Source organism: Kiritimatiellales bacterium, from assembly GCA_041656295.1.
Classification (GTDB): Bacteria; Verrucomicrobiota; Kiritimatiellia; order Kiritimatiellales; family Tichowtungiaceae; genus Tichowtungia.
The window spans coordinates 12,208-25,215 of the sequence record JBBADV010000004.1 but is presented as its reverse complement, the minus strand read 5'-3'; the positions used below and the strand labels follow the sequence as shown (position 1 = coordinate 25,215).

Genomic DNA, 13,008 nt, shown 5'->3' with positions numbered 1-13,008 from the left:
GCATGACCATGAAAGCAACACGCAGAAGCTGTTTGAAATCGGGACTGACCGCCACCGCCGGAATACTGGCGTTCTCCGGTTTGCAGCGTACGTTCGGTCAGAAGAAAAATTTAAAGTTCACGGTGGATGATAGCATGACCATTGAAGAGCTTGAGCAGACGTTGCAGGCCTATCCGCCGGCGCCGGAAAATCTGGCGAAACGCGCGTATGCGGCATTGTCGATGGATAAACTCGTTCATCTCGCCGTTAAAAAAGATATTTCGGATAAAGACCTCAAGGAACTGATTCCGCTGCGCGATTTTTATCTGCGGCAGGTTGAGCGCGGCTTAACCGAACTCGAAAACTGCACCGTCACGTCCGGCGTTCGTATTTTTAAATTCTATTCCTCATCGCTCGTCATCAAAAGCAAAGAGGGCGCGATGGCAGTTGATTTTCAGCAAGGCCCGCGCCTGACCTATTGCGGCAATCCCGATCAGCCCGACCCGGTTGCGAAACGCACCGGCTTTCACTGGTCCGGCGAACAGTTAGATCGACTGGCAAAAATTGTTGATGTCAGTTTTGCATCACATCCGCACGGCGATCATGCCGATTATGATCTTTCTAAACGCCTGTCAAAACTCGGCAAACCGACCGTTGTGCCGCAGCAGTTGAAAGAGCTTTGGAACAGCATGGATCATCTGATCGTGCCGGAATATGAAACCGTTCAGAAAATCGGTCCGGTGGAAATGTACACCATGCTCGGTTCGCAATACATGGAAAACTGGAATGCGACCAAAGACGAAAAAGGGCAGGACGTCGGGCACCCGACCACCAATCCGGATAAAACGCCGGACGCTGAAACCGTTGTATTGCTCGCACGTCTCGGCGATCTCGTATTTCTGAACGCCGCCGAAAGTAATCCGCCGGCGGACGAATGGCTGAGAAAAGGAATCAAACTTGGTTTCCGTCCGGATGTTCTGATTATGGCCGGTATGCGGCAGGGTGCGCGCTCCATTCGCGAAGTACTGAAAGAATACCCGTATTTTAATCTTCCGGTGCATGAATATGAAATGGGCCATCCGCGTGGCGGCAACCGTATCGCGCATCTGTACGGCGGCGCCAACGCCGCCGCCATTCGCACCGGATTGGCGATGCCGCTTTTCTGGGGCGAAAATTATGCGCTGACGGCTAAACAGCTTCCGTGGCGAAAATAAGTAAGAATGAAAGCAACGCGCAGAAATTGTCTGAAAGCAGGTATTGCCGCTGCCGGTGTACTGTCGGCTGGTCGTGCCTTCGGACAGTCCGCCGGTGCTGTGACAATTACCGGCACTGTGCGCAATGATAATAATCAGCCGATGTCCGGTGTTATCGTTTCCGATTCAATCAGTACGGTTCTCACCGATGCTTCCGGCAATTATCAGTTGATCACCGATCGCGATAAAACACGGTTTGTGCATGTTGTTCCACCGCGCGGAACTCGCGGCGCCGTAAAATATTCCACTGTTTTTCCATACGAGCCGATTCCGAAAACCGGCATTACGGCGGTTTTGGATTTTGAATTGCGTCCATGGGCGGCGGCGGACAAGACCGAATTCACAGTCGCGCATTTCACTGATATTCATCTGACAAACAGTACCGTGAATGCATTTAAACAGGTGCTGGCAGATATTGCCGGTGCGCCGGTACGGCCGGATTTTGTTCTCGATACCGGCGACTGCTTTGTCAACAATCCGTGGACGATGGCGCCGGTTTATGCCGAAGCGCTGCAACAGCTCGGTGATGTTCCATATTTCAGCACGATCGGCAATCACGACATTCCCGGCGACAGCGATGCCGGTACGCCGGTGCAGGGATACGATAATTATCCGCAGGGCGGCTATGAATGTCATCTCGGCCCATCGCAGTACGCATTCCATTTCGGCGGCTTTCTTTTTATTATCACACCGTACCTCAATCAAGCCGGCAGCCGTTACAACACAGCGTATGTAAAAACCTGGTTCAGCAATCTGCTGCCGCTCATCAATACAGGCACTAAACTTGTTTTGTGTACGCACGCACCGGTGCGCCCGTGGCTTATTAATGAAGCGCAACAGTTCGGACACACCGTTGAAGCATCGTTCACTGGACATTTGCATTCGCGCCAGATTTATTATATTGATGAGACGGTTAATATTAATTCACCGCGCATTCTGCACGGCGGCGATGACGGCTCGCCGAACGCGCTTGCGTGGATCACCGCGCGCGCCGGTAAAATTGAAAATGTCGAATACCGGCTCAGCGCCGTAAAAAAATCCGCTGGAATCATTTCGCCTGAAAACGGCGCGCAGTATCGCACCGGTACGTTGCAATTCACCGCCGGAATTTATGATGCGTTCGATCCGCCGGCGCAGGTGCGCGGACGGATTGATTCCGGTGCATGGTTCCCGTTAACGCATCAGGGCGGCTGGATTTGGACTGCACCTGATATTTTACCGGCAAAAGGAACACATACCGCAGAAATTGAAGTTGAATGGACTTCCGGTTCACCGGCAACGACTGTTATAAGTTCGTTTCAGATTGCCGGCAATGCGCCGGAAATTCCGGCGGTGCAATCCGCCGGCGCATGGCCGCAGTTTCAAAGTAATGCGCAGCATACCGGTGCCGGCGATCTTTCGATAGCGGGTGATTTTCGTTTGGCATGGAGTGCGCCGTTGAACCGGTGCGTAAATATTGCGTCGCCGGTGGTTGGAGCCGGCATGCTGTTTATGACGGTGGATGCGGACGGACGTACCGGCGAGTCCGGTGTGATCGCGCTGAACGCAGCGACCGGCGAAATTCTCTGGCATTATAAAACTCGCTCCGCCGTAAAATGCAGTGCTGCTGTAAAAGGCGGTACAGTTTATATTTCGACATTGCTGGGGTCGCTGATCGCTGTAAATGCATTGACCGGTGTAAAAATCTGGGAATACGATTTCGGGATTAACGGAACCGATCGTACCGTATGGAATTTTGCGGCGCCGGCGGTGGCAGACGATGTGATTTATGCCGGTCCCGGTGATAGATTTACAGCATTGAACCGGCATACCGGCACAAAAATCTGGGAGACCTCCGTTGCTGTCGGCGGCATGCCGAGTTATATGCATCCGGCAGTCGGCAGCGATTTGGTCTATCTTTCCATTCCGTACAATTATGGGCTTGTGGCATTTGATCGGAATTCCGGTGAAAAAATTTGGGAAAATAAACAGAGCCGCACGTCAGGTGCGCCGGTGGTTGACGGCATTTCGTTGTATTATCCCTACGAACGGAATCTCGCATGTTTGAATGCCGTTACCGGTGAAACGCAATGGACAAAAGCGCTCAGCAGTTCCGGCGCGCTGTGGGGATTTTCTTCGCCGGCGGTTTCCGCCGGAAAATTAGTTGCCGGCACACCGGACGGAAAAATTCTCTGTCTCGATAAAAACTCCGGCGAAACGCTGTGGACATTTTCCGGCACCGGAACAACGCCGGTTTCTATCGGCGGACGCGGGAAGGGCGCAATCATGAGTTCGCCGGTTGTCGCAGGCGAGACGGTTTATTTTGGCGCGCCGTCCGGACGGTTTTGTGCGCTCGATTTCAGCACCGGCGCCGAACAGTGGAGCTATGATGTAAGAACGCCGATTACGTCCTCAGTCGCAGTTTCCGGCAATGCAGTTTTTGTCGCCGGAATCGACGGAACCGTGCATGCGTTCGCCGCGCCGGTTCCATCCGGTTTCATGTTTTCATTAATCGGCGCGTAAATTCTGCAGATGATTTGCGGTGTGTTTTTCGTCAATACACCTCAATGTCGCCGGAATTGTATTGCGCCGTAAATTCGGCGGCAAAAACAGTTAACCGGTTTTGCTCAATCGCGGTGCGCAGACCGGCCATGAGTTCCTGATAATAATGCAGGTTGTGGCGTGTTAACAGCATAGGCCCAAGCATTTCCTGACATTTGAGCAGATGGTAAATGTAAGCGCGGCTGGTTTTCCGGCAGGTATAGCAGTGGCAGTCAGGATCAATCGGACGCGGATCGTCGGCATGCCGCGCGTTCATCATGTTGACAGTACCGCGGCGCGTAAAGGCTTGCGCAGTGCGTCCCGAACGCGTCGGCAGTACACAGTCGAACATATCCACGCCGCGCAGTACGGCGCCGACAAGATCCGGCGGTTTGCCGACACCCATCAGATAACGCGGGCGGTCTTCCGGCAGATGCGGTATCGTTTTTTCGAGCATTTCAAACATGAGGTCCTGCCCTTCGCCGACGGCGAGTCCGCCGATTGCATACCCGTCGAAACCGATCTCTTTTAATGCAGCGGCGGATTCCTGCCGGAGTTCGGAATAGACGCTGCCCTGTACAATGCCGAAAATCCCGTACCCCTCGCGCGGCAGAAATGCGGCGCGTGAGCGTCTGGCCCAGCGCATAGAAAGGCGCATAGATTCCGCCGCCGTTGTTTCATCTGCCGGAAACGGTGTACATTCATCAAATGCCATGGTGATGTTTGAGTTGAGCAGATGCTGAATTTTGACGGAACGCTCCGGCGTGAGTTCGTGCCGGCTGCCGTCGATGTGTGACTGAAATGTTACGCCCTCTTCCGTGATTTTGCGTAGCTTTGCCAGCGACATAACTTGAAAACCGCCGGAGTCAGTGAGAATGGGTTTATCCCAATTCATGAAGCGGTGCAGTCCGCCGAGCCGCGTAACGCGTTCGGCACCGGGACGCAGCATAAGATGATAGGTGTTGCCTAACAGAATCTGCGCGCCGGTTTCGGCGACCTGCTCCGGCAGCATACCTTTTACAGTGGCGGCAGTCCCGACGGGCATAAATGCCGGCGTATCAACCTCGCCGTGCGCTGTAAACAATTTTCCGCGCCTTGCTGCGCCGTCCTGTGTCAGTTTTTGATATCTGAATTGCACTGATTCTCCATTTATAACAGGTTGAGTAAAATGTTGCAATACGATGCGTTGTCAGGTTTGCAACTTTAACAGGCAGGCATCGCCGTATGAGTAAAACCGGTAGCCGGTTTGTTTGGCATGTTCGTAAGCGGCGTGTATACGGTCGAGCCCTGCAAACGCAGCAACGAGCATAAAGAGCGTTGAACGCGGCAGATGAAAGTTGGTCAGCAGCAGATCAACAATTTTAAACTGATATCCCGGTGTGATAAAAATATCAGTTTCGCCGGTGAACGGCTGGATTTTTTTTTGCGCCGGTGTAGCACTTTCAAGCAGCCGCAGTGAAGTGGTTCCGATAGCGACGATCCGCCCGCCGGCAGCGCGTGCAGCATGAATTTTTTCAACCACCGCCGGTGAAACTGTTCCCCACTCCGCATGCATTTTATGGTCGTCTGTGTCATCCGCTTTCACTGGCAGAAATGTGCCGGCGCCGACGTGCAGTGTGACGGTTTCAAATTGAATGCCGCGTGCGTTCAGCGCAGCAAACAATTCCGGCGTAAAATGCAGGCCGGCGGTCGGCGCAGCAACCGCACCTTCGTGTTCTGCGAAAACCGTCTGATAATTTTTGCGGTCGGCAGCCGTTTGCGCATCATTTTTTTTGCGGCGGATATACGGCGGCAGCGGCATGCGTCCGTATGTTTCAAGCTGCCGGAAAAATTCTGCGCCGCCGGCATTGAATTTCAGCCGGATTGAACCGTCTGCACATTTTCCGGTCACTTCTGCCGAAAAATCACCGGCGAACTCGATACGCTGTCCTTCTTTTAAGCGCTTACCCGGTTTTGCAAAAGCAAACCATTCGTCGTCTGCCGCACGCATATGAAGCGTCGCTTCAATACAAACAGCACCGCGCCGCCCGTCGAGCCGCGCCGGAATGACTTTGGTATTGTTGCCGATGAGCAGATCGCCGGGCTGCAGCAGTTCCGGCAGGTTGTGTACGATACGATCAGAAAAACCGGTACCGGTTAAGTCGAGCAGGCGCGCGGAATCACGCGGATCCGCCGGGCGATCGGCAATCAGCTCGCGGGACAGTTCAAAATCAAACAGATCAACGTTCATTGTAAAAATTTATTCCGGCGGAGTCCGCCGAATCAGCAATTAAATCCAGTAAAACACAAGTTAAACGATAGCACGCAGCTCTGGTGAAAAGAAAGGTATTTACATCGTGTTGAGCACATTCGCGATCGAAAAATCGGCAGCTGTTATTGTATTAACGCTTGTGCGAAAGGCTGCACCGCTGTACGGTAATCCCTTCATTTTAACCGAACAGGAGATTCAACAGATGAATATTTTACATGTGTGCGCCAATCCAAAGCCGGTCGAGCAATCCACTTCTAAACAGCTTGCAGCGCGGTTTTTCGGCAAGCTGCTGGAACTCAGTCCCGATGTGGAACTGAATAATGTTGATCTTTATCAGGACAAACCGCCGTATTATTCAAACGATCTGTTCCGTCGCATGTGGATGCCGGTGGACGATCCCGCTTATGAACCGAGCCGCGCCGAAGAAGCCGCCGCCAATTACACCCAGAAACAGACCGACGAGCTGAAAAAAACGGACGTGCTCGTGCTGACGATGCCGATGTGGAACTTTTCCGCGCCGGGCGTGATGAAAGCCTGGATGGATCAGATCCTGGCGCCGGGGTTTCTCTTTGAAATTACTGACGAAGGCAATCAGCCGCTGCATAACATTAAAACGCTGATTCTGCTCGTCGCTTCCGGCGGCATATATAAAGAGGGCGACCGCCGTGACGCGCTGAGCCCGCAAATTGAAACCGCATTTGGGTTTATCGGCATTCACGATATCCGTGTTGCGTGGGCTGACGGACAGCGTACGCACGAAGCCGCCGCGCGCCGCGAGCTGGCTTTTGACGCCGCCGAAGAACTGGCGGAAGAACTCGCGGAAGAGATTGCAGAAGGATAAAAAGGTTGCCGGTCCGAAAGGTAAAAGTCGAACGTCAACAACCGGCCTTGGGGTTTGAGACCTTCGACGTTCGACAAGTCTCATGAGTGTTTTTATTAAAATCTGCGGAATCTGCTCCCGAAAAGACCTGGAGCAGATCTGTGCTTTAGAGCCGGATGCTGTCGGCTTCGTCTTCTATCCGGATTCCAAACGTTATGTTCGTCCTGAGCAGGTCGCCGGCTGGTTCGGCAATGTGCCGGAAAAAATCCGGCGCGTCGGCGTTTTCGTTGAGCCGGCCGCCGAAGAAGCGGAAGAAATCGCACGCATCTGCCATCTGGATGTCATTCAGATTCATATGCGCTCGAACGACTGGAAACTCGACCGTCCATTGTTTGAAGGGCTTGAGGTCTGGCTCGCGCCGCGCATCGGGGCAGCCCCCGGTAAAGAGGTTTTGCGCGCTGTTTCACCGGCGCCGGAGATTCTGTTGGTTGATTCATTCGATCCGGAAAAAATCGGCGGCACCGGAAAACCTGTCGACTTCGAGACCGCACTCGCCGCCCGGAAACAGTTTAATATACCGGTTATGCTTGCCGGAGGGTTGACTCCCGGAAATGTGTGCGATGCCATTGAGGTTGTGCAACCCTGGGGCGTGGATGTGAGTTCGGGCGTTGAAATTGAACCCGGCGTGAAAGATATACGCGCCGTAAAACAGTTTATCTGGAATGTCAGAAAATGAAACCGACACAACCGGACAGGCTTGGACACTTTGGACAGTACGGAGGAATCTTCGTTCCTGAAACGCTCATTGAACCGCTGCGTGAGCTCACTGAAGTTTATAAAGCGGCACAAAAAGATCCGGCATTTAAAAAAGAACTCGAATTCTATCTGCGCGGATACGTCGGGCGTCCGTCGCCGCTCTGGTTCGCCAGGCGAATGACGGAAGCGCTCGGCCCCAAAATTTATTTGAAACGCGAAGATCTCAATCACACCGGCGCACACAAAATTAATAATGTTATCGGACAAACACTGCTCGCGCGGCGGCTCGGTAAAACACGGCTGATCGCAGAAACCGGCGCCGGACAGCACGGCGTCGCCACTGCCACCGCCGCCGCACTGTTCGGGATGCGGTGCACCGTTTATATGGGCAAAGTCGACATGGAACGGCAGGCACTTAACGTATTCCGCATGCAAAGCCTCGGCACGGAAGTGATTGCCGTTACCGCCGGACAGCAGACCTTGAAAGAAGCTATCAATGATGCGATGCGCGACTGGGTCAGCAATCTGCCGGACTCGCATTATGTTCTTGGCACGGTGTTCGGACCGCATCCGTATCCGCTTATTGTACGCAATTTTCAAAGCGTTATCGGCAAAGAAGCGCGCCGGCAGATTTTAACAGCAGAAGGGCGGCTGCCGGATGCCATCGTTGCATGTGTTGGCGGCGGTAGTAACGCCATTGGAATTTTTCATCCCTTCATCAAAGATCAAGCTGTGCGCCTGATCGGCGTGGAAGCCGGCGGACTCGGAATTATACCGGGCAAACACGCCGCGCGCTTCGCCGGCGGCAGCATCGGCATACTGCAAGGTTCAAAAAGTTATGTACTGCAGGACGATGAGGGACAGATTCTGCCGACGCACTCCGTCAGCGCCGGGCTCGATTATGCATCTGTCGGTCCTGAACACGCGCTGCTGAACGATATAAAACGTGCTGAATACACATACGTCGAAGATGTCGACGCCATTAACGGCTTTGACCGGCTCACGCAGTGGGAAGGAATCTTGCCGGCGCTTGAAAGTGCGCACGCTGTCGCGTGGGTCATTCAAAACGCCGGGCAATTTACCAAAGATAACATCATCGTTATCAATATTTCCGGTCGCGGCGACAAAGACGTTCAGCAAATCGCCGATTGGAAAAAAAGCAACCGCGAGTAAACGCTAATTGACGCGAATGAAAGGTGGAATGTGACCTCCGGGCGCATTTCATAATTTAAAACGAATGTTTTAACCGCGGATATCACGGATATAAACGGATCAAGACATTACATAGAAAGTAATGATGGTCCTATTCTCCATTTAAAACCAAATCCTGCCGATCTTATTAATCCCGCCTAAAATTTAATTCGTGTTTAGAATCCGTTTATATCCGTGATATCCGCGGTTAAAAAACACATCACAATAGTTGACATGCCTTAAAAATAAAATAGGGTATACCTCTATCTACTATATGCAAGGAGTCTGTGATGAGTCCGGGACCGGTTTGTCGGAGTGATGCGGAGAAGAAAAAAATTATCAGCCGTTTGCGGCGTATTGAAGGCCAGACGCGCGGCTTGCAGAAGATGATCGAAGAGGATCGTGAATGCATTGATGTGCTCCGGCAGATTTCGTCCGTTTCCGGTGCGCTGCACGGCGTCTGGGTGAATGTGCTGAACGATCATCTAAAAGGCTGTATCCGCGAAGCGCTGGTGGATAAAAATGACAAGCTTGTTGACGATCTGATTGAGCATCTGAAAAAGGTAAAATAAAGGACGCCGTGAAACATCAAAAAAAAGAAACTTGCGGCGCCTGCTGTTCAACAAAAACTCCGGCGGCGGACTCTGAAAAAAATACAATGCTGCGCGACGGCATCATTCTGATTATTGCGCTGGTGTCATTGGTGTTGAGTTTTTTAATTTCTCATTTTCACATTCATGTTCCGTTCTTCCCATTAATAACCGATCCGTCGTGGTTTTCCGTTATTTTCTGCGGCTGGCCGATTGCCCGGTCAGCCTGGCGCGCGGCGAAGGCGCGCCGGATTACATCGCCAATGCTTATCACGCTTGCCATGTTTGCATCCATCGCGCTGCAGGTGATGACGATGTTTAATGAATCGCTCGGCGGGCACGCGCACAGCTATATTTTTGCCGCCGGTGAAATTGCATTTTTAATGGCGCTCGGCGAACTGATCGAAGCGCGGACGCTTTCCAAAACGCGCGCCGGCGTGCGCAGTTTAATAACGCTGACGCCGAAGCAGGCATTGAAAAAAAACGGCGCCGAATTTGAATCTGTCAATGTCGATTCGCTGCAGATCGGCGACATCGTGCTCGTACGCCCGAACGATATGATTCCGGTGGACGGTGAGATTATTGAGGGCGGCGGCGCGGTTGATCAATCGAGTATGACCGGCGAATCAGTTCCGGCGGAAAAAAACACCGGCGATACAGTGCTCGCCGGAACGTGGAATAAATCCGGATCCATGATTGTGCGCGTACAGAAAAAATCCGGTGACACCGCGATTGCCAGACTTATCCAGCTCGTCGAGGAAGCCAACAGCAAAAAAGCGCCGGTGGTTCGCATCGCCAACAAATGGGCGGCAGCAATTGTTCCGTCCGCTATCATCATTTCCGTGCTCGTATTTTTCTTTGCCTGGCTGGCGCTTGGCGTGCCGGCGCTCGATGCGGTCATTCGCGGCGTAACCATTCTGGTTGTTTTCTGTCCGTGCGCATTCGGGCTGGCAACACCGACGGCGATTGCTGCCGGAATCGGTAATGCCTCGCATCGCGGCATCATGATTAAAAGCGGCGCAGCACTCGAAGAAATGTCGCATATCGACACCGTTGTTTTCGACAAAACCGGCACGCTTACTGCGGCACGGCTTACCGTCAAAGCCGTTAAGGCATTCGGCATGGATGACGATGAACTGCTGAAACTGTGCGCCGGCGCTGAATTGTACTCCGAGCATCCGATTGCCAAAGCCATTCTCGGCTATGCCAAAGAGCGAATTGAAATCCCGGTGCCGGAAGATACAAAGTCGCTTGCCGGAATCGGCATCGAGTGTACCGTGAACGGAATTCATGTGCTCGTCTGCTCATTTGATGCTTTGCAAAAATCCGGTACCGATTACTCCGCCGGCGCCGCATTTGCTGCCGAACGGCTGGAGCAGGGGGAAACGCTCGTTTGCGCAGTTGCTGCCGGAAAATTCGCCGGAATTATTTCACTGTCCGACACCATAAAGCCCGGCGCCGCCGGAGCAGTTGAGACATTGAAACGCGCCGGTTGCAAAACTGTCATGCTCACCGGCGATAACGAACGTGCCGCACACCGTGTCGCCGCTGCCGTCGGCATCGACGACTTCTATCATTCACTGCTGCCCGCTGATAAAGCCGCCAAAGTTGAAGCATTGCGGGATTCCGGCGCACGGATTTGTATGCTCGGCGACGGCGTAAACGATGCACCGGCACTGGCGCTCGCCAACTGTTCTGTTGCCATGGGCGCGCTCGGCTCTGATCTTGCTGTTGAAACTGCTGACATTGCATTTTTGAACGACAATGTTTCACTCATCAGCGGACTCGTAAAATTTTCACGCGTCGTCATGTTTAAAATCCGCGCCAATATGGCGCTGTCGCTCACCATCAGTTTTGCGGCGATCATTCTCAGCGCATTTGGAATTCTGGATCCGGTTTCCGGCGCACTGCTGCACAATCTGTCCTCCGTTACTGTTGTGCTCAACTCCGCCGCACTGCTGCCCCGCACGAAAGAATACAAATAGTAGAAGCGGCATCCTGCCGCTGGCCAGAGGCTGGAAGCCTCTTCCACTTTACTTTCCGGTCATCCGGTCAAGTGTGCGGTACTGAATGGCTTCGGCGATGTGTTCGGTGCCGATGTCTTCCGCGCCGACAAGATCGGCGATGGTGCGCGCAACTTTTAGAATCCGGTCGTAGGCGCGCGCGCTGAAGTTCATATCGGTGACAGCCGTTTTTAAAAGCTGTGCGGCGCCGGAATCGGGCCGGCAGAATTTCCTTAAATGTTTTGGCTGCATGCCGGCATTGCAATGCACGGTTTTTTCGTGCGCATAACGCTCCTGCTGAATTTTTCGTGCGGCAATCACGCGTTCGCGGATTGCGGCGGACGGTTCGCCCTTTTCAAGTCCGGCGAGCTTTTGATAATCCACCGGCGGCACCTCGATGTGAATATCAATGCGGTCAAGCAGCGGACCGGAAATCCGGTTTTGATAGCGCTGAATTTGCAGCGGTGAAGATGTTGAGCGCGGGTCGTCCGGAAAGTATCCGTCCGGTGTTGGATTCATGGCGGCAACGAGCATAAACCGGCACGGGAAGGTAACACTTGCCGCTGCGCGTGCAATGGTGACAACTCCGTCTTCGAGCGGCTGCCGCAATACTTCGAGCGCATTGCGGTGAAATTCCGGCAGTTCGTCAAGGAACAGAACGCCGTTATGCGCCAGACTCACTGCACCGGGCACCGGATGGGTGCCGCCGCCGAGCAGTCCGGCGTCGGAAACCGTATGATGCGGTGCGTGAAACGGGCGCGTCGCGATCAGCGATTCATGTGCGCCGAGTTTACCGGCGATGCTGTGAATCTTCGTGGTTTCGAGTGCTTCGGTGAGCGTCATCGGCGGCAGAATCGAGGGAATCCGTTTTGCCAGCATCGTTTTCCCGGTGCCCGGCGAGCCAATCATCAGCAGATTATGTCCGCCGGAAACTCCGATTTCAATCGCGCGCTTGGCGTATTCCTGACCTTTCACATCTTCAAAATCGGCCGCGTACTGATTATGCGTCGCGAATGTTGCTGTCAAATCAACTTCGTGCGGTTTGAGTGTGAGTTCCATATTTAAAAAATCCGCCGCTTCGCGCAGGTTTTTTACAGCGAACACCTTAATGCCGTCAACCACCGCCGCTTCTTCGGCATTTTCCTCCGGCACAAGAATCGCTTTGCGGCCGGCATCACGTGCTGCAAGCGTGATCGGCAGAACACCGCGCACGCGCCGTACTGCGCCGGAAAGAGCGAGTTCACCAATAATACACGCGCGGTTGAGCGGATCAGGCTTGATATCATTTTCCGCCGCGAGAATTCCGAGCGCAATCGGCAGGTCAAAACTCGGGCCTTCTTTTTTAATACTCGCCGGCGCAAGGTTAATAGTTGTTACGCCTTGCGGCAGGGCGAAGCCGGAATTAATCAGCGCGGTATAAACACGAAACGTGCTTTCTTTTACCGCTGTATCCGGCAGCCCGACCAAATATGTTTTCGGCTCACCGTGACCGCTGTTTACTTCAATTTCAACAGTATAGGCATCTACACCGTACACCGCGCCGGAAAAAACTTTTGCAAGCATAATTTAAATCCTTCGCGTTACTTTAAAAGAATGATGAGTGTAAAGCAAAGTAAGAAACGCAATGAAAAAGGGCAGACTGGAA

Annotated in this window: 10 protein-coding genes; 7 read left to right on the top strand and 3 right to left on the bottom strand. The window is 53.1% G+C overall.

What is annotated here, in order from left to right:
* Positions 1 to 8 precede the first annotated feature (8 nt).
* Both WC959_03435 and WC959_03430 read left to right on the top strand, forming a co-directional pair.
* Positions 9 to 1,193 (top strand): hypothetical protein, encoded by a 1,185-nt coding sequence (locus WC959_03435; protein MFA5688190.1) that lies wholly within the window; start codon positions 9 to 11, stop codon positions 1,191 to 1,193.
* 6 nt (positions 1,194 to 1,199) lie between these two features.
* Positions 1,200 to 3,734 (top strand): PQQ-binding-like beta-propeller repeat protein, encoded by a 2,535-nt coding sequence (locus WC959_03430; GenBank protein ID MFA5688189.1) that lies wholly within the window; start codon positions 1,200 to 1,202, stop codon positions 3,732 to 3,734.
* 31 nt (positions 3,735 to 3,765) lie between these two features.
* Here the strand turns inward: WC959_03430 and tgt are convergent, their stop codons facing one another.
* Complete coding sequence (tgt, locus tag WC959_03425) at positions 3,766 to 4,890, bottom strand: tRNA guanosine(34) transglycosylase Tgt (GenBank protein ID MFA5688188.1); 1,125 nt, start codon at positions 4,888 to 4,890, stop codon at positions 3,766 to 3,768.
* A 51-nt stretch (positions 4,891 to 4,941) separates the two neighbouring features.
* Positions 4,942 to 5,982: a tRNA preQ1(34) S-adenosylmethionine ribosyltransferase-isomerase QueA gene (gene queA / locus WC959_03420; GenBank protein MFA5688187.1), complete on the bottom strand. Its 1,041-nt coding sequence runs from the start codon at positions 5,980 to 5,982 to the stop codon at positions 4,942 to 4,944.
* 106 nt (positions 5,983 to 6,088) lie between these two features.
* Here queA and WC959_03415 point away from each other — a divergent pair, with 106 nt between their 5' ends.
* The 5 genes from WC959_03415 to WC959_03395 all read left to right on the top strand — a co-directional run bounded on the left by WC959_03415 (position 6,089) and on the right by WC959_03395 (position 11,345).
* Positions 6,089 to 6,844 carry an NAD(P)H-dependent oxidoreductase gene (locus tag WC959_03415; GenBank protein ID MFA5688186.1) on the top strand — a complete coding sequence of 252 codons (756 nt, stop codon included), beginning with the start codon at positions 6,089 to 6,091 and terminating at the stop codon, positions 6,842 to 6,844.
* Positions 6,845 to 6,926: 82 nt separating this feature from the next.
* Positions 6,927 to 7,559 (top strand): phosphoribosylanthranilate isomerase, encoded by a 633-nt coding sequence (locus WC959_03410; GenBank protein MFA5688185.1) that lies wholly within the window; start codon positions 6,927 to 6,929, stop codon positions 7,557 to 7,559.
* A complete protein-coding gene (trpB, locus tag WC959_03405) occupies positions 7,556 to 8,752 on the top strand; it encodes a tryptophan synthase subunit beta (protein MFA5688184.1) in 1,197 nt (398 codons plus the stop codon). Before WC959_03410 ends, trpB begins: the two co-directional genes overlap by 4 nt.
* Positions 8,753 to 9,060: 308 nt before the next feature.
* Positions 9,061 to 9,342, top strand: coding sequence for a metal-sensitive transcriptional regulator (locus tag WC959_03400; protein ID MFA5688183.1), 282 nt, complete (start codon positions 9,061 to 9,063; stop codon positions 9,340 to 9,342).
* 8 nt (positions 9,343 to 9,350) lie between these two features.
* Positions 9,351 to 11,345, top strand: a complete 1,995-nt coding sequence (locus WC959_03395) for a cation-translocating P-type ATPase (protein ID MFA5688182.1) — start codon at positions 9,351 to 9,353, stop codon at positions 11,343 to 11,345.
* Positions 11,346 to 11,393: 48 nt separating this feature from the next.
* Here the strand turns inward: WC959_03395 and WC959_03390 are convergent, their stop codons facing one another.
* On the bottom strand, positions 11,394 to 12,926 hold the full coding sequence (locus tag WC959_03390) for a YifB family Mg chelatase-like AAA ATPase (GenBank protein ID MFA5688181.1): 1,533 nt from the start codon (positions 12,924 to 12,926) through the stop codon (positions 11,394 to 11,396).
* Positions 12,927 to 13,008 lie beyond the last annotated feature (82 nt).

What these genes read in the sequence shown, in the direction of transcription:
- WC959_03410 (MFA5688185.1), top strand. Translation starts at nt 6,927, where the DNA reads ATGAGTGTTTTTATTAAAATCTGCGGAATCTGCTCCCGAAAAGACCTG.
- WC959_03400 (MFA5688183.1), top strand. Translation starts at nt 9,061, where the DNA reads ATGAGTCCGGGACCGGTTTGTCGGAGTGATGCGGAGAAGAAAAAAATT.
- WC959_03390 (MFA5688181.1), bottom strand. Translation starts at nt 12,926, where the DNA reads ATGCTTGCAAAAGTTTTTTCCGGCGCGGTGTACGGTGTAGATGCCTAT.
- WC959_03435 (MFA5688190.1), top strand. Translation starts at nt 9, where the DNA reads ATGAAAGCAACACGCAGAAGCTGTTTGAAATCGGGACTGACCGCCACC.
- queA (MFA5688187.1), bottom strand. Translation starts at nt 5,982, where the DNA reads ATGAACGTTGATCTGTTTGATTTTGAACTGTCCCGCGAGCTGATTGCC.
- WC959_03430 (MFA5688189.1), top strand. Translation starts at nt 1,200, where the DNA reads ATGAAAGCAACGCGCAGAAATTGTCTGAAAGCAGGTATTGCCGCTGCC.
- trpB (MFA5688184.1), top strand. Translation starts at nt 7,556, where the DNA reads ATGAAACCGACACAACCGGACAGGCTTGGACACTTTGGACAGTACGGA.